Raw genomic sequence first — 17,343 nt, forward strand, 5'->3', positions numbered from 1 at the left:
TAAGCTCTCAGGCTTTATTATACAGTCCCGGTTTAAATGGAAATTGATCAAAAACGGACTAAACTTTAATATTCGTTTCCAGGTGCATGCTACCCTTATCTTTATTAGTTTGTTTTCTTTTATCATTATTGGTATTTCTACCATTTCCTTTTTTATCAGTAGATTTAATAAGACCAACAAGGATAAACTCATGCAATCCACCCAGATATTGGCGGGCGAGATTGAAGAGAGTTTAAAACAGGAACTGCCTTTGAATATGAAGGCGCCCAATGATCTGGATGCTTTTTATAACAGTACACTGGTGGCCCAAAGAGTTATTGAACTGGCTAATTTAAATAAGCAGGATGTCAATCTCTATGATAAAAATGGCAATCTGGAAGCCTCTTCGCAGCCTTATATCTTTAATGAGAATATTGTCTCCAATAAAATGCATCCCAACGCCTTTGAGGCACTCCATGGCAGACACCGCATTAAGTTTTTCCAGCAGGAGACCATCGGAAAGCTCAAATACTTAAGTATTTATGTTCCCTTGTATGGCCAAAATAAACAGGTATTTGCTTATCTGAATACACCGGCCTTAAATTCTCAATATGAACTGGATCAGGAAATATCGAGTTTCCTTGTAACGATTATTAACCTGAATGCCCTGATCTTTTTACTGGCAGGTGCTGTGGCCAGTTTACTGACTTACAGAATTACACAGTCCTTTTCGGTGATCAAGGAAGATATGCGTAAGATCAATCTTGGGATAGAAAATGAGGAAATCCAGTGGAATCGCAATGATGAGATCGGGGATCTGGTAAAAGAATATAATATCATGGTCCGCAAGCTGGGTGAAAGTGCCCGCGCCCTTGCACGCAGTGAAAGAGAAGGTGCCTGGAAAGAAATGGCCCGGCAGGTCGCCCATGAGATCAAAAATCCGCTCACGCCCATGAAACTGAGTCTGCAGTTCTTGCAACGCTCCGCGCAGGATCCGAGTCAGGATATTCATTCTTTGTCCAAAAGGGTCTCAGATATGCTGATTGAGCAAATTGACCAGTTGGCAAAAATCGCCAGTGATTTTTCCCAGTTCGCCAATATCCATCATACCAAACCGGAGACGTTTACCATTGAAGAAATTATAAGACCTTTGTTGCTACTCTATAATACAGAAGATGGCATTGATGTGCAATATCAATCTTCCCCACAGATTAATACGGTGAGAGCAGACAAAGTGCAACTGCGGCGTGTCTTTACTAATTTGATCAAAAATGCGCTGGAAGCCTCTGAAAATATGGATCAGTTTGCGGTTAGTATTAAGGAACAGCGAATTGAAAAAAATGTATTGTTGACTGTAGCCGATAAAGGCATGGGGATTACAAAAGAGGCGGCAGCCAGAATCTTTGTCCCTAATTTTACCACCAAGACTTCTGGTACCGGTTTAGGCCTGGCTATTTGCAAAGGCATTGTGGAAAACGCAGGTGGACAGATCTGGTTTGAGAGTGAAGCGGGTAAAGGCACTACTTTTTATGTAAGCCTGCCTTTATATATAGATACAACCGCTGAAATGGATGAAGAAGAATTTGAGGACCTGTAATCACATGGGAAATCAGTCTCAGGCAAAGATTTTGGTTAGCGGTTTATTTTGGCCGCAGGATGTTGGGAAAATTGTTCAATATGGTAGTGCAGGGTGATTTTAAGCGTTTTGCGGAGTTTAGGTGGCATACTCAAAATAATAATCCTCCAGGATATCTGCCTTGTTTTCTTCTGCTCTCGCTTCTACCTCCCATTTATTGTTATAATAGCCCTTGCTCAGGCTTTCTTTCAAATACAAAAAGATGAATTTTAAGTTGCCATAAGTTCTGAACTGCCTGACATGGGCAAGTTCATGGGCCACCCACCGGTGATTGTTTAAAAAGACCCCAGGTGTGCTATGAGAAAGATAAATGGTTCTAAAAACGGTAAGCGCTACATCCTTTTGTTTGATACATTTGCAGGCAATTTTAGCGATCCAGCTGTTTTGACGGATACGGACACGGCACTTTTTATCCCCATGCTGACAGCCTGGATCCTTTCTTATTGCATCTTCAGGTAAATAAGGCACTAATTCCATAAAGCCTTGCTACAGGGTTTTAGACAAATTGATCGCTCAGATGATTGATTATAAGCCAATGCACGGATTTAGTTGAGTTTAGAAGGTGTTATTAAATCAAAGGCCGGAATGGGCACCGTAAACTGGGTTTTGGTATTTTGATTTTCCATCAGGTATTCACCATGCATTCTGCCCATTTCTGAGTTCAGACTGCAGCCGCTGATATACTGATAGGAAGCACCGGGCTCAATAAAGGGCTGCGCACCAACCACCCCTCCCCTTTAACCTCCTGGGTCGTACCATTGGCATCAAAGATGTGCCAGTGCCTGCTTAGGAGCCGGACAACAAATGGATTGTGGTTTTCAATGGTAATCCTATAGGCAAAGAGGTATTCATTGATCATGGGACTACTTTGATCGGGTTGAAAAAAGGTCTCTACATTAATTTTAATACCTTGAGATATTTGATAAGTCATCTTGATTCGGGTATTTATCTTCTCAAATTTGATACCTTAAAGATAACGCTTAGATTGAATTGAGGGTTACAATGAAAAGGGAAATTCGGTGAGTGATGGGTTAATTTGCCTTAACATCCCCCACCGAAAAACTTAAAATATTGAATATCAGATTACTTTATTAGGATTGCTTTGTCGTGATTTCTTCAAAGAAACCCGTTTTTTTATTTTTTTGGACATTATCCCAGTTATAATACCGACCATTCATGGCGACATAGACGCCATGTGGTAAGGTTTGCAAAAAGGCAAGGGCGGCCCCCAGGTTGAAAAAACCGTCTGAGCTGCCGAATTTATAGGGAATCATGGCACCTGTGATCACAATGGTTTTAGGGATGTTGGCAGCCGCTAGATAGGCGGCTGTCTGACTCATTGTATCTGTTCCATGTGTCAGCAGTATCCGGTCCTCGGGTACGGAGCTGCAGTTATGCAGGATCAATTCTCTGTCTGTATCTGTCATTTCCAGAGAATCTACCATCATCAGTGTCCTGATTTCTACTGGGACGGTGCAGCGGCCTAGCTGCAGCATCTCGGGAACATGGGTTTGTTCAAAATCCAGTTTCCCATGGATCATATCATATTCCTTGTCAAACGTTCCTCCTGTGACCAAAATTCGGATTGTCATTTTCAATGAATTATAAGGGTTAAGTAATAAAAATTATCATGTTTTTTCAGAAATAATAAATGCTATCTATTGTTTCTAAGCAGCTTAGAGGCTTCCCAAATGACAATACCTGCTGCAACGGAGATATTTAAAGAATGCTTTGTGCCATATTGGGGGATTTCTAAACAACCGTCGCTTTGATCAATGACTGATTGCTCAACTCCCTGGACTTCATTGCCCAGGACCAGCGCCAATCCTTTGACAAGGCCAGGTGCATTCAATGATTGCATGTTTTCGGTAGAAATACTGCCACTCGCCTGTTCAACGCTATAAACAGCGTAGCCTTTGGCCCGGACCTGTTCTACGGCTTCTAGTGTGCGCTTGTGATAGGACCAATAAACGGTCTCTGTGGCGCCCAGAGCTGTTTTGTGGATGTCTCTATGGGAGGTTGCGGTGTGTAGCCGCAAAGCATAAGTTCGCTACAAAGGAAGGCATCTGCTGTCCTGAAAACACTGCCTACATTATGCATGCTGCGAATATTGTCTAAAATGATGATCAGCGGCAACTTTTCTGCTGCTTTGAATTGCTCAGGACTTAACCTGCCTAAATCATCCATGCTTAATTTTTGCATGGCGCAAAGTACGAACAAAATAATTGAAAAACCGACATTTTGCGCCAGATTGAACGACCATGTCTGGTATTGTCAATGTAGTTGAATGATAACAGGAATAATACAAATATGGCTTTCAGGTGCTTTTATTAGCATTAGGTATTTCGTTTAACTTATCGTCCACAGGCTATTACGAGGGTTATTCCTATTTGATAATTTGCTATGCCCCATAGGGATTCTCCAATGCTGACCACTAGAACAATTTTTTTTCTTATTTGACTGCTTTGATAAATGATCATTCTGTTTTAAATCTTGTTGCCAACTCAAGATTCCAATCTGTGATTATGGACAAATATTTAATAAAATTAATTTGAGATATAATTTTGACTTAAGATTTTATCAATCCATGTATTGAATCTCGGGCACTTTTCCCTAATTTCATCAATGGTAATTTCGGTCATTATTAATTCAGAATCATGAACTTTTTTGTAAGGAAAAATATTAAGAAGTCTCTTTGAAGGAGATGTATTGGCGCCTCCATTTATTTGCTCAGGGTTCGCAAATTTTTCTATAATTCCTCTAATCTGATTTAACGTATTGGGCTCATCAATAATAAAGGCGAAACCTTTTATGCTTGAAAACAGCAATGCTTCAAATTCATGTTTTTGAATATATGGGATGTAATTTTGTATTTGAGGTTGGTCCGCCCTCATTTTTTGTTCAATTTGATCGCAATCATTCGTGCTATGCCCAGGAAAGTCAATTGGCAATCTAAAAAAATCAAGTAAAGTTGTTATAACTACATTTCCTGAGGCATTAATTCTGTGCAAATCGTTTTTCAGATATTTATAAGAGATGTTGCCTCCCTTTTTATTCAGTTTTGCATTGGTTACAATCTTCTGTGCATTTATTCCGACATGCTGTAATCCATTTTTATAAAGGTATGGTATCAAGAATTTTTGAATAAATATTAATTCACAATCTCCTTCGACTAAAAAACTAATCTTTTCATAAATGTTAAAATGGCTGTCCTCCTATAATGTTCTTTTCCCATAATTCTCCCATAGAATATTGTTCTGTCCAGGCCTCCAATTCATTTTTATTTAAGCGATTAAAAATTGTGGAATTTTCTTTTCGGTCTGCAACAATAGTGTCCTCAGGCTCAAAGTTATTTAACAAAGTAATGGACTGAGTTGAAATAATTACTTGGATACCTTCTTGTGATTTTTTCTTGAATAATTCACTTAATATGTTTATTGCTAATGGATGAAGTCCTAGTTCCGGCTCGTCAATTATTATTATTTTGGGTGGTGTCGGTTGTAATAATAAAGTGGTAAGACATATAAATCTAAGCGTTCCATCAGATAAGTTATTTGCATTGAAAAATGATTCATAATTACCTTTTTCTAACCATTCTAATTGAATATTTTCTGGATTTAATCTATTGGGTTCAAGTATAAATTTATCAAAAAAAGGCGCAATGGAACATATTGTTCGCTCAATCCTTAAAAAATGTTTAGGGTGTTTTAACTTTAAGTAATACAAGAAGGCTGCTAAATTTGATCCGTCTTTTTTTAAAAATCGATTATCATTGATCGAACTGAATCTCTTCATCGGTGAGTTATCACTTGTATCATGAAAGTGATAAACCTCAAATTCCTTCAATAAATTATTAACATAGTAAGCTTGACTCTCCTTTATTTTGGAGAATGCAGATTCTTCAATATTTTGTTCAAAGTCTTTTTCATGCCAATGTCCATTAAGTCCTTTAAATCCCGTACTTAATTTTTTTATAAATAATTTATTTGCGCCGCTTTCTAATGTAACAAAGAAGCTATTAATAACTTCATCAATTTGATTTGAAAAAATGAATTTAATAAAAATTTCATTGGTAATTTTATTGCCTCCATAAAGAAAACTATTACTACCTCCTTTTTTGATAACATAATTTTGCAAACTCCCTTCATATAAATTGCGTACAAGAGAAAATACTGATATAAAATTACTTTTCCCAACGCCATTTCCGCCAATTAAAACATTTAATTGTTTCAATGGCACAATTTGATTTCTTATGGACTTGAATCCCTTTATTTCTATTGACGAAATCATCTAGCTTAATTAATTTGTACAAAATAATGCATACTTGCCTGTGTATTTAAACTGAATATGCAATAATTAGTTGTAAATATCAGAAATTATGGCGGTTCGTTGAAATTTTAAATACTGATATTGGGTAATACCCGCATTAATTTATCAAATATTATATTTTTATTTAATGATTATGTCTTTTTTCTATTGATTACCAATTATTTAGGCTGAGTAGTCGAATTTTATAATTGTCATAAAATAAGCAGTGGCTTTTTTCAAATATTTTCCGACATTTGTTCAGCGTAAATGACTAAGAATCCCGTCTAAGCTGACCCGCTTGAACAAAAGTGCCTGTATTAAACAGGCCATTTATTGAATAAATATAATTTACTTAACCGTAAATGGTACGAATTTTAATTGATTGTGCGCTTGGATTAGACGGATTTTACCTGAACTAAAGTAATTATAAAACGGATTTTAGAATTTGAATAATAAAATACAAACAATGAATAAAGTTACACTTTCTGTTGCTGCTGTTGCGGTAGCTTCGGCCTTTGCTGCTTGTAGTGGCACGGGGTCTGATGGTTCAACGCATACCAGGCAACATTTTATTGAAACCCAGTACATCGACAGTGCTGTAAAACCGGGCGATAATTTTTACCAATTTGTCAACGGTAAATGGCTGGACACCGTTAAAATTCCTGCAGAAAAATTTGGTGTTGGCGGTTTTAATCAACTCATAGATGATAATCAGGAAAAACTTAAGGCTATTGTAGAAGATGCCCTGAAAAATGACCATAAGCCTGGTAGTATTGAACAAAAAGTGGGTGATTATTTTGCCTCTGGTATGGATACAGTCACTAGAGACAAAAGAGGTTATGAGCCGATTAAGCCCATGCTGAGTGCCATTGATGGTATTAAAGATATCCCGTCGCTGATGACTTACGTTGCTGATGCAGCCAAAAGAGGTGATAATTCTATTATTTCTTTTGGCGTCGGGCCAGATCAAAAAAACAGCTCCATGAATATTGCCGCCTTTCACCAGACGGGCATTGGGCTACCTGACAGAGATTATTATTTTAGGACAGATACAGCGACTGAGCGGATTCAAAATGCTTACAAAACTTTTGTAGCCAACCTATTTACCTTAACAGGCACGGATTCTGCCGCCGCTGTTAAAAATGCACAGGTGGTTTACAATATCGAAAAACAGATAGCAGGATCCCATAAAACAAGGGTCCAGTTAAGGGATGTAAAAGGTAATTACAACAAAGTATCCGTTGCCTCTCTGGTTAGTTCGGAGCCTAATATTGGCTGGACAGATTTGTTAAAAAATCTGGGTGCTGGTAGTATTGATTCTTTGGATATGGAACAGCCTGCCTATTATGTGCAGCTCAATAAAATGCTTACTTCCATACCCATTGATCAATGGAAAGTCTATTTAAAGGCCAATACAATTGGATCTTATGCGGGTGTACTAAGTACGGCCTTTTCAGATGCCGCCTTTGCCTATTCTAAAGAGTTGACAGGTAGAGATAAACAAGAAGCCCTTTGGAAAAGAATGGTTTCCGCAATAGATCATAATTTAGGTGAGCTTTTGGGGCAGTTATATGTGAAAAAATACTTCCCGCCAGAAGCCAAAAAAAGAATGGATCAGTTAGTTACCAATTTGGAAACAGCCTTTTCTAATAGGATTCAGCACTTGGATTGGATGAGTGATTCAACGAAAGCTACTGCGCAGGTCAAACTTAAAGCCATTATCCGTAAAATCGGGTATCCAACTACCTGGAGAGATTATAGCAAAGTGAATGTAGATAGTACCAAATATTTTGAGAATGCGGTTGCTGCCAGAGAGAATAACTATAATTTTGAGTTGTCACAACTGGGAAAGCCAGTGGATAAGAATCTTTGGTATATGACACCTCCGACTGTCAACGCTTATTACGATCCCACCACCAACCAGATTGTATTCCCGGCTGGAATCCTGCAGTATCCTTTCTTTGATAAAGACGCAGATGATGCAGTGAACTATGGTGCTATTGGCATGGTCATTGGCCATGAAATGACCCACGGGTTTGATGATCAAGGTTCCCAATATGATAAAGATGGTAATATCAATAACTGGTGGACCAAAGAAGACAAGGCCAAATTTGATGAAAAGGTCAAAAAAATCCAAGGGCTTTATGATAGTTTCACTGTGCTCGATTCGCTGCATGTCAATGGGCAGTTAACCACCGGTGAAAACATGGCTGACTTTGGCGGTGTAGCCATTGCCTGGGATGCCTTCAAATTAACGAAACAAGGACAGGACACTACTAAGATCGATGGTTATACGCCAGATCAGCGGTTCTTTATGTCGTTGGCTCAAATATGGAGAAGTAAATATAAAGATGCCCGTGTGCGTCAGTTGATCAACCTGGACCCTCACTCTCCTGCCATGTGGCGTGTGCTCGGTCCACTTATGAACTTTGATCCTTTTTATAAGGCTTTCAACGTTCAGCCAGGTGAAAAAATGTATATTAAACCTGAGGACAGGCTGAAAATCTGGTAAAATAGAACACGCTATATAGCAAGTGGTGCAATATCATTATATTGTTGAATTTAAATAAAGAACTCCCTGAATGGATACCTACACGGTAAATAGCATTCAGGGAGTTTTTGTATTCGTGCATAAGGCATAAAAACAGGCGGTGCGGTAATGTCTTTTTGGAGACATTACCGCACCGCCTGTTTTTATATTAATTGCTTAAAGACTTAAAGACTGATTAAGTTTAATCTTTGTTTAGGCATCATAGCTTTTTAAAAAAGCCTTGATCTTGCTGTGATTTTCTGCACTTAACGGAACAACTGGTAAACGTAGTTCGTTTTTAATCAACCCTTTTTCAAATAAAAATGCCTTCACGCCTGCCGGATTGTTCTCATTAAAGAGTAAGGTGAATACTTCAAGGATTTTATTATTGACCTGAGTTGCTTCTTTGAATTTTCCTTCCAGAGCTAACCGTACAATGGTAGACACTTCTTTAGGGAAAGCATTGCCGGCTACGGTAATAACACCTTGCATGCCCATAGCGATCTGTGGAATCGCAATATCGTCTTCTCCGCTGGTTACCAGAAAATCTTCTGGTACGTCTCTTAAAATCCGGGCAAACTGGGTAAAGTTACCACAGGCTTCCTTAATACCGCCAATATTAGCTACCTCATTTGCCAGACGAATTACGGTGTCCGCATCAATATTTTTGCCCGTACGATGAGGGACATTATAGAGCAAAATTGGTTTTGGGCTGGCCGCAGCGAGCGCCTTGTAATGTTGGAAAATACCTTCTTGGGAAGGTTTACTGTAATATGGTGCAGAACTAAGCACTGCAGTGGCCTTTTCCAGGGGGAAAGTCTTTAGCGTTTCTACCACTGCCTGGGTATTGTTGCCTCCGATGCCTACCACTACAGGTACCCTACCCGCTACTTTTTCGTAGGTAAATTCAATAATCTGGATTTGCTCTTCCCGGGAAATGGTCGGGGTTTCTCCCGTTGTGCCCAGGGTGACCAAATACTCGATACCGCCGTCAATCTGAAAGTCAATAATTTTTCCTAATGCCTCAAAATCAATGGTGTGATCTTCGTTAAATGGCGTTACAATGGCAACGCCAGTGCCTCTAAGAGAGCTTTTCAGCGACATAATGATTTGCTATGTTATTTTTTAATGATGATATTTTAATAAATCAGGGCTTAATTTAGGCTTTTACTTCCTCAAAATTGCCCATTTTCTCAAATTTAGCGATCCTTTGAGAAATCCGTTTTTCCGCTGGTATTTTTGCCAGCTCAGCCAGAGATTTTTTAATGGTTTCTTTTAAAGTGGCTGCGGCCTGATCATAATCCCAATGGGCGCCTCCAACGGGTTCGGCAATTACGCCATCTACTAAACCAAATTCACTCATATAGTCGGAGGTTAATTTAAGTTGTTCGGCCGCGGTTTCCTTATAATCCCAGCTTCTCCATAAAATAGAGCTGCAATTTTCCGGAGAAATCACTGTATACCAGGAGTTTTCCAGCATAAAGACACGGTCGCCTACACCAATACCCAAGGCCCCCCCACTCGCTCCTTCACCAATAATGATGCATATTACCGGTACTTTTAAACGGAACATTTCATAAATATTGCGGGCAATGGCCTCACTTTGGCCTCTTTCCTCGGCTTCCATGCCAGGGAATGCGCCCGGCGTGTCAATTAAGGTGACGATCGGCTTATTGAATTTTTCTGCCAGTTTCATGAGTCTTAAGGCTTTGCGGTAACCTTCCGGATTTGCCATCCCAAAATTACGCAGTTGGCGCTGTTTGGTATTGGTGCCTTTCTGTTGTCCGATAAACATGACTGTTTGCCCATCCAGACTCGCAAAACCCCCGATCATTGCTTTATCATCCTTGACATTGCGATCACCATAAAGTTCAATAAAGTCGGTCGTCATTTTGTCTATATATTTTAGGGTATAGGGACGGTCTGGATGACGACTTAGCTGCACACGTTGCCAAGGGGTGAGGTTATCTGTAATTTCCTTACGTTTAGCCTCTATCAAAGATTCAATTTGTTCGATATTGGATGTGTAATCAATTTTCGGATTCTTTTCAGCCAGCTTTTTAGCCTGGTCAATTTGTTCGTATAACTCTTTGATCGGCTTCTCAAAATCGAGGAACTGTCTGTTTGGATACTGGGGCATAATTATTTAATATTTAGTCTAATCGAGTGTAAAAGTAACGTTAGAAAATTTTTTTAAAAATATTTGTTTGATAAAATTATTTGTTCTTATATTTGCACACCCAAAACAAAGGATATCAAGTAGTTCTGGGTAATTTGGATCGGTAGTTCAGTTGGTTAGAATGCCGCCCTGTCACGGCGGAGGTCGCGAGTTCGAGTCTCGTCCGGTCCGCTTCTTGGTAAGAAGATTCTTCCTTAGCTCAGTTGGTTAGAGCATCTGACTGTTAATCAGAGGGTCGTTGGTTCAAGTCCAACAGGAAGAGCAGAAAGTTAGGAAGATTTCAGAATGGAATCTTTTTTCCACAAAGTTGCGTGATTTGTGGGTTTTGAAATAAGTTCTTTATACATTTGCAGCAATGCAACATTTGGATCGGTAGTTCAGTTGGTTAGAATGCCGCCCTGTCACGGCGGAGGTCGCGAGTTCGAGTCTCGTCCGGTCCGCTTCTTGGTAAGAAGATTCTTCCTTAGCTCAGTTGGTTAGAGCATCTGACTGTTAATCAGAGGGTCGTTGGTTCAAGTCCAACAGGGAGAGCAAATTTATTAAAGTGCAATACAACAAATTAGATTGCACTTGTTTTTTTGAAAAGACAAAAAAGGAAAAAAGCTAAAAAAAGCAGTTACAAATCTTGTAACTGTTTTTTTGCTTCTTGGTCATTTTCAATGCAAAGTGGTTCCTACACTTTTTTTCGACTTGTCCGCCCCTATTTTTGTCGTTTTGCCCCCCTTTTACCCGTTTTCAATTCTTGTATTTTTGATGCATTAATCATTTTTAAACCTTTCACCATGCGTAAATTATTTGTCAAAATGTCGATGTCCCTGGATGGATTTGTCGCCACTGAAAATGGAAATATGGATTGGGTATTTAGAAGCTCAGATGAAAAGTCCAGAAACTGGGCCGTTTCACTGAGCGAAGAAGCAGGGTTAATTATTATGGGACGCAAAAGCTTTCACCAGATGGCGCCCTACTGGCCAGGTGCACAGGGTCCTTTTGCAGCGCCCATGAACAGCATTCAGAAAGCCGTTTTTACATTAAAAGGATATGATGCAGCCAGTAGTTTGAGCGAAGAGATTATTCAGTTGCCAACTGCAGCCACCTGGGCAGGTGCACGTGTATTTTCGGGAGATTTGACATCAGAGATCCAGGGGCTTAAACAAGAAGAGGGAAAGCCAGTAATGGCTATTGGGGGTGCGGATTTTGTGCAAAGCCTGCTTACAACCGGTGAGGTGGATCAGTTGCAACTAGCCATCCATCCTGTAATACTGGGCAGTGGACTTTCGATATTTACTGGAGTGACGCAGCAATTGGACTTGAAGTTATTGGACGTGAAATCTTTTCCCGGCGGGATCGTTGTGCATACCTATCAGCCAACTTACGCTTAGATAGTCGGTTTAGTGACATAATAAAAGACCCCATCCTTTGCCTAGGCTTTAGGATGAGGTCTACATGTTGCATTACAAACAAAATATTCTAATGCAGTAACTGAACATTATAATAGGTTAAAGGCTACCAACCTGGATTTTGCATCGCTTCTTTTTCTGCGCTGGTTAATGCAGAACCGCCACTCTGAATGGCATCCAGGAAGGATTGTGGAATGGGTCTGAGATAATCCTTATCCGTAGGCGCCGCCTCATCATTAAAGGCCTTATCACGTTTAATCAAGGTTTTGGTTCTTGCCAGATCCTCCCAACGCATTAATTCACCGGCCAGTTCCCGAGAACGTTCATTTAAGATAAAGCAAAGGAATTTATCAGCGTTTGAACTAACCCCTAATACATCATAAAATCATGCTTGGAATTAAAGATATCACTGGTGCTATTCAGGTGCATAGCAGACAGTGTGCTACCGGTTGTCGTTTCTGGCAGATTATTAGACTCGTAATAGGTGTTTTTGTCCGAATAAGAAACATAGGTCGCTGCGTTGGCTGCTGAATTGTTCTTATAAGCAACACCGCCATCCACATAAAACGAACGGTCTTCTCCATCTTTATAGGCTGCTCTGTCTCTGACCTTATTAATATAAGGAAGCGCTTTATCGTAATCGCCCAATCTACCATAAGCTTCGGCTGCAATCAGATAGGTTTCTGCAAGCCTTGCCAGGATACCATCTCTTTGTCCAAACTGAGAAGCCACTGTGCTTCTGGAACCATCCATAAATTTAGAAAGTGCCACATATTGGCTGGCCGTATAATTACCATGACCGCCTTTATAGTTATTGGCCTGACCACTAAAATAACGCACATACATGCTTGGTGCCCGGTAATTGATATTATCAGCTGTATATCTTGTATCTCCGGCACTATTCACAATATAGCGGATAGACTCCTGTCCGCCGGCAAATTTGGGCTGGCCGATATCTGCAGTCGTGGGTGCATAGTCCGCCGTCCATTTAGGTGCACCTGAAGGCTTATTACAAAGATAGCTGGTCTTAAAGCTTTTCCAGAATCTGGAATCATTGACCCTGTCAAAAACATCCAGGATATAATCCGTACTACGCATACGTTGAAATTCTCTGTCGCCTGGAATATCCCGCTGCATACCGGGCAGGTTCTGATAAACGGCAGGATAATACAGGTGGATCTGATTACCATAACGACCTTGTGTGGCTGTATTATTGGAGAACTGTGCTGCCAGTATAATCTCATTGAGCTGTTCATTGGGACCGTCTACGGTTTCAAAATCCCAGAGATCGCTATAATTGGGTGCCAGGCTATAATGACCGCTATTAATGACGATATCTGCATATTTAACGGCATTTTGCAGATCTGCCTGTTTGGTATCACTGTTCCAACTGTCATATAACTCGCTGGCTCTGTATAAATAAGCCTTGGCCAGAAAATGAGCAGCGGCATATTTTGTGATCCTACCTGTAGCTGCCGGCGTTTCCGGCAGGTTATTATAGGCATTCGTAAAGTCATCAATGATTTGCTGATAGACTTCTTTTTCTGTATTTCTGGTAAACTCACGCTCAACGGTGGTAGAGGGGGTTAGTTTAATAGGAACTCCCCCATATTGTTTGACCAGTTTAAAATAATCGAAGGCACGCATAAAATAGCCTTCTCCGAGGCGCGTATTTTTATCCGCTCCCTCACCATAGTAAAGCGGTACGTTCTGTATGACGATGTTGGCCGAATTAATATTGCCATACATATTATCCCAGATGTTTTGTGCATGGGCTGTTTGTGAATTCAAATTCGAGCTGTAAGAATTCCACATTTCCATTGTTCGGTCGCCGCCGACCTCAAACTCATCGGTGCCATATTCGGTTGTGGTATATGCCCATTCATAATTAAAGTGAAAGCGTAGTGACTGATACATACCTGTGACCAGTGCATCTAGCCCTTGCTGAGTTTTGAAATCGTCTGTGCTAAGGGAAGTAACTAAGTTTTCTTCCAGAAAGCCTTTTTTGCAGGATTGCAGTGAACATAGACCTAGGCTCATGCCCAGAATTCCATATCTTATAAATCGGTTCATAATAATAATGCTTTAATAATTAAAAGGTAAGGTTAGCGCCAATTACAACGCCTCTGTTAAAGGAAGAACTTCCCAGATCCGGATCAATCCAGGAGACACCTGAATAGATCAGGGCTGGATTGCTCATCTGGGCATAGAACTTCAGATTGGTTATATGCAGGTTGTCTAATACTTTTTTAGGTAATCTGTATCCCAATGAGATATTGCGGATTTTAATGAAAGAACCGTTCTGATAGTTTAGTGCTGTCTTGTAAGGATCCCCTGCAGCGCTGCTATAATCAGGAGAAGGATAAGCATTGGTTGGATTTTCTGGTGTCCAGTAATCCAACAGCCTTTGTGCATAGCGTCCTTGCAGGGCTTCATCACCTGTTTCAATGGTATAACCCAATCTGCTGATAATAAATACGCTTAGCTCCCAGTTTTTATAATCAAATGTATTTTGGAAACCACCCATCCAATTGGGACTGGAATGACCGACAATTGTTTTATCGTTATTCGGATCGATTTTATAATCACCATTCAAATCCGCTAATTTGATATCACCGGCCTTAAAATCACCACCGTTTGCATTGAATTTGGCCATTTCTGCCTGATCGGCAGTGGTATTTTGCCAGATCCCGATTTTCTTATAATCATAGTAAACGCCCAGGCGCTGACCAATAAACCAGCTATTATTGATATCATCTTCTTTACCATTGCTTAGTTCAACAATTCTGCTTTTATTGCCTGCAAACGTAAGGGTAGAATTCCAGCTAAAATCTCTTGTCTGGACATTGACGGTATTCAGTGTTATGTCTATCCCTTTATTAGCCGTTTTACCAATATTGGCCCAGGCGCTGGTATACCCCGTCAGTGAAGGAATACTCATCATCATTAAAAGGTCGTTTGTCTGCGATTTATATAGATCAATGGAACCGCTAACCCGGTTATGAAATAAGTCGAAGTCAAGACCCAGATTAAACTGTGTGGTCCGCTCCCAGCCTAAGTCTATATTAGCCATGGGTTGAGGATCCTTTAAGGATGCATCTGAAGACACATAGCCTGCATCTACGCTGCTTCCCCAGGTATAATACAGGGTTTGGATGCCGCCAAGTGTCTGGTAAGCAGAGATGGCGGCATTACCTGTTGTACCGATACCTGCTCTTAGCTTTAAGGAATTAATCCAGCTGATACCCCGCATAAAATCTTCCTGATCGATTCTCCAGGCAGCTGCCAGCGATGGGAAATAAGACCATTTATGGCCGTCCGCTAACTGTGAGGCGGCGTCCCATCTGCTGGAAAGCGTCAAAAGGTACTTATTGTTATAAGAATAGTTTAAACGGGCCATGTAAGATTCCAGCGTGGTTTTAGAAAGTCCCGTTCCGAAACTTTTCAAAGCCGCCACTGAATTTAACTGATACCACTTCTGACTGTTCCATGGCAAGTCTTCTGCGGACATGGAAGAGGTTTCCGTTCTGTTATAAGACGTACTTTGCAGTAAGGTTAAATGAAAGGCGTGTTTGTTGATTTCTTTATCATAATAGAGCAAATTATCCAAAGTCCAGGATAGTTTATTGCTTTGATCCAGGCCTGCGAAGTTGGTAGAGCCTGGTTCTCCGCCGCCGCGATTAATGGACAGGGAATCCATAAAACGGCCGTCTTGCCAATTATAGAACTCTGGACCAAAATTGCTGCGCAGTTTTAAACCGGGCATGATGTTTAATTCAGCATAAACCAAGCCGATCGTTCTGACTAGTTTGCGTTCATTGATATTATATTTATCCTCTCCGATCGGATTTACAATATTAATATCTCCCCCTGGAAGGTTAATGCGGGCCCCTGTGCTGTCAAAAGGTACAGCATAAGGCAACATGCCTCTGGCGGCAGCATAGAGACTACCGGGACCTGTCGCACTTGATGAGGCAAACCCATAATTTTGGATGCTGTATGTCGTTGAAATACTTCCGCCGAATCTAAACCATTTAACAGGTGTCAGATCTATGGAGAATTTGCCATTGTACCGGGTATAATCCTGGCCTTTCTGGGTACCATTTTGCGATAGGTAACCGATTGAGGCGTAGGTTTTGATTTTATCCGTACCACCGCTGGCACTTAAGGAGTGATTTTGGGTAATGCCCGTTCTGGTCACCATGCCTGCCCAATCTGTTGTGGGCACTTTTGAACCGTCCCAGGTGCCGCCAGCCCAGCCTTTCTCAATATTGGCCCAGGCATAAGCGTCTGTCTGCCCGAAAATTACTTTATCAGCGGCGAGTGTAGGCTCGTCTGGATATTGACCAGCTCTACGGAAGGCAGCCCTTCTAAATTCAATGTACTGGGCAGAATTCATCATTTTGGAACGATCCTCCAATTGGTCAAAAGTGACAGAGCCGTTATAATTAACCGCTAACTTGCCCGCTTTACCTTGTTTGGTCTTGACCAGGATAACGCCATTTGCACCTCTGGATCCGTAGATGGCGGTAGCTGAGGCGTCTTTTAAGATATCGATAGACTCGATATCGTTGGGGTTTAAGGCGTCAATGCCGCCTGTAGCCAGTGGAATTCCATCTACAACATATAGTGGGGAATTGCTGGCATTCAAAGAGCGTACACCGCGAATCATTACACTGCCTGTCTGACCCGGACGTTCATTTGAGGTAATGTCCACACCGGCAGCCTTACCTTGCATGGCTTCCAGGGCATTAGCAACAGGGCGCTTCTCTAACTCGTCGGAGGATATACTGACAATAGCTCCTGTAAGGTCGCTTTTCTTCTGTGTGCCATATCCCACCATTACAACATCTTCTAAGGTGGTGACAGATTCTTTCAGCGTGACAGAAATATCGGTTTTACCATCCAGGGTAATTTCCTGGGTAGTATAGCCCGTGTAGGCAACCTGGATGGTTGTATTGGCATCTGGCAGCTCCAGCTGAAACCGACCCTCTGCATCTGAAATCGTTCCCTTATGGGTGCCTTTAATAATAATGGAAGCCCCTACGATAGGTTTACCCGTTTGATCAAGCACTTGGCCTTTTATAACTTTTTGCTGACGAGTAGAAACGTATCCCTCATGGCCAGGTGCTGCCAGTGTTAAACAGGGCGATGCCCCCAAACACAAAACCATCAGTGATAAGGGAAGATATAAACGCTTCCCCTGGCGTTTGAACAGCCTTTGTGGCTGAATGGTCGCACTTCTTTTGTTCATTTTTTTCAAGATTTTGGTCATTAATACCGTTAAAAACTTTTATGAGCATCTTGAGATTGC

General features: G+C 40.9%; 13 protein-coding genes, 4 tRNA genes and 1 pseudogene. 7 read left to right on the forward strand and 11 right to left on the reverse strand.

The features are described from left to right. The first annotated feature begins 886 nt into the window (after window positions 1-886). A complete protein-coding gene (locus FSB73_RS25630) occupies window positions 887-1,576 on the forward strand; it encodes a sensor histidine kinase (protein WP_225974864.1) in 690 nt (229 codons plus the stop codon). Between the two features lie 117 nt (window positions 1,577-1,693). On the opposite strand, the gene FSB73_RS18955 is transcribed toward FSB73_RS25630, so the two are convergent. From FSB73_RS18955 to FSB73_RS18980, 6 genes and pseudogenes are all read right to left on the reverse strand, one after another. Further along, complete coding sequence (locus FSB73_RS18955) at window positions 1,694-2,092, reverse strand: DUF4157 domain-containing protein (protein ID WP_146785797.1); 399 nt, start codon at window positions 2,090-2,092, stop codon at window positions 1,694-1,696. Between the two features lie 68 nt (window positions 2,093-2,160). Beyond that, window positions 2,161-2,546, reverse strand: a pseudogene (gene apaG / locus FSB73_RS18960) (Co2+/Mg2+ efflux protein ApaG). A gap of 160 nt (window positions 2,547-2,706) precedes the next feature. Next, window positions 2,707-3,207, reverse strand: coding sequence for an asparaginase domain-containing protein (locus FSB73_RS18965; RefSeq protein ID WP_146785800.1), 501 nt, complete (start codon window positions 3,205-3,207; stop codon window positions 2,707-2,709). Between the two features lie 62 nt (window positions 3,208-3,269). After that, on the reverse strand, window positions 3,270-3,653 hold the full coding sequence (locus tag FSB73_RS18970) for a TrmH family RNA methyltransferase (RefSeq protein ID WP_262712392.1): 384 nt from the start codon (window positions 3,651-3,653) through the stop codon (window positions 3,270-3,272). 508 nt (window positions 3,654-4,161) lie between these two features. Continuing rightward, window positions 4,162-4,812 carry a DUF4276 family protein gene (locus FSB73_RS18975; protein ID WP_146785803.1) on the reverse strand — a complete coding sequence of 217 codons (651 nt, stop codon included), beginning with the start codon at window positions 4,810-4,812 and terminating at the stop codon, window positions 4,162-4,164. A 1-nt stretch (window position 4,813) separates the two neighbouring features. Then, window positions 4,814-5,905 (reverse strand): AAA family ATPase, encoded by a 1,092-nt coding sequence (locus FSB73_RS18980; protein ID WP_146785806.1) that lies wholly within the window; start codon window positions 5,903-5,905, stop codon window positions 4,814-4,816. Between the two features lie 484 nt (window positions 5,906-6,389). Here FSB73_RS18980 and FSB73_RS18985 point away from each other — a divergent pair, with 484 nt between their 5' ends. Further along, window positions 6,390-8,435, forward strand: a complete 2,046-nt coding sequence (locus tag FSB73_RS18985) for a M13 family metallopeptidase (RefSeq protein WP_146785809.1) — start codon at window positions 6,390-6,392, stop codon at window positions 8,433-8,435. Between the two features lie 231 nt (window positions 8,436-8,666). Here the strand turns inward: FSB73_RS18985 and dapA are convergent, their stop codons facing one another. Both dapA and FSB73_RS18995 read right to left on the reverse strand, forming a co-directional pair. Further along, complete coding sequence (dapA, locus tag FSB73_RS18990) at window positions 8,667-9,557, reverse strand: 4-hydroxy-tetrahydrodipicolinate synthase (RefSeq protein ID WP_146785811.1); 891 nt, start codon at window positions 9,555-9,557, stop codon at window positions 8,667-8,669. 55 nt (window positions 9,558-9,612) lie between these two features. Beyond that, complete coding sequence (locus FSB73_RS18995; protein WP_146785814.1) at window positions 9,613-10,593, reverse strand: acetyl-CoA carboxylase carboxyltransferase subunit alpha; 981 nt, start codon at window positions 10,591-10,593, stop codon at window positions 9,613-9,615. 136 nt (window positions 10,594-10,729) lie between these two features. Between FSB73_RS18995 and FSB73_RS19000 the strand changes: the two genes are divergently transcribed. From FSB73_RS19000 to FSB73_RS19020, 5 genes are all read left to right on the forward strand, one after another. Continuing rightward, window positions 10,730-10,803, forward strand: a tRNA-Asp gene (locus FSB73_RS19000). 17 nt (window positions 10,804-10,820) lie between these two features. After that, a tRNA-Asn gene (locus FSB73_RS19005) sits at window positions 10,821-10,894 on the forward strand. Window positions 10,895-10,998: 104 nt separating this feature from the next. Continuing rightward, a tRNA-Asp gene (locus FSB73_RS19010) sits at window positions 10,999-11,072 on the forward strand. Between the two features lie 17 nt (window positions 11,073-11,089). Further along, window positions 11,090-11,163 (forward strand) — tRNA-Asn (locus FSB73_RS19015). Window positions 11,164-11,414: 251 nt separating this feature from the next. Further along, complete coding sequence (locus tag FSB73_RS19020; protein WP_146785817.1) at window positions 11,415-12,011, forward strand: dihydrofolate reductase family protein; 597 nt, start codon at window positions 11,415-11,417, stop codon at window positions 12,009-12,011. Between the two features lie 124 nt (window positions 12,012-12,135). On the opposite strand, the gene FSB73_RS25635 is transcribed toward FSB73_RS19020, so the two are convergent. The 3 genes from FSB73_RS25635 to FSB73_RS19030 form a co-directional block, all read right to left on the reverse strand. Continuing rightward, complete coding sequence (locus tag FSB73_RS25635) at window positions 12,136-12,324, reverse strand: hypothetical protein (RefSeq protein ID WP_394344808.1); 189 nt, start codon at window positions 12,322-12,324, stop codon at window positions 12,136-12,138. A gap of 74 nt (window positions 12,325-12,398) precedes the next feature. Next, the gene (locus tag FSB73_RS19025; protein WP_225974182.1) at window positions 12,399-14,102 is read right to left on the reverse strand and encodes a RagB/SusD family nutrient uptake outer membrane protein; all 1,704 of its coding nucleotides are present in this window, start codon (window positions 14,100-14,102) and stop codon (window positions 12,399-12,401) included. Between the two features lie 19 nt (window positions 14,103-14,121). Next, complete coding sequence (locus tag FSB73_RS19030) at window positions 14,122-17,283, reverse strand: SusC/RagA family TonB-linked outer membrane protein (protein ID WP_158639608.1); 3,162 nt, start codon at window positions 17,281-17,283, stop codon at window positions 14,122-14,124. Between the last annotated feature and the right edge of the window lie 60 nt (window positions 17,284-17,343).

It is taken from the genome of Arachidicoccus ginsenosidivorans (assembly GCF_007971385.1).
Taxonomy (GTDB): Bacteria; Bacteroidota; Bacteroidia; order Chitinophagales; family Chitinophagaceae; genus Arachidicoccus; species Arachidicoccus ginsenosidivorans.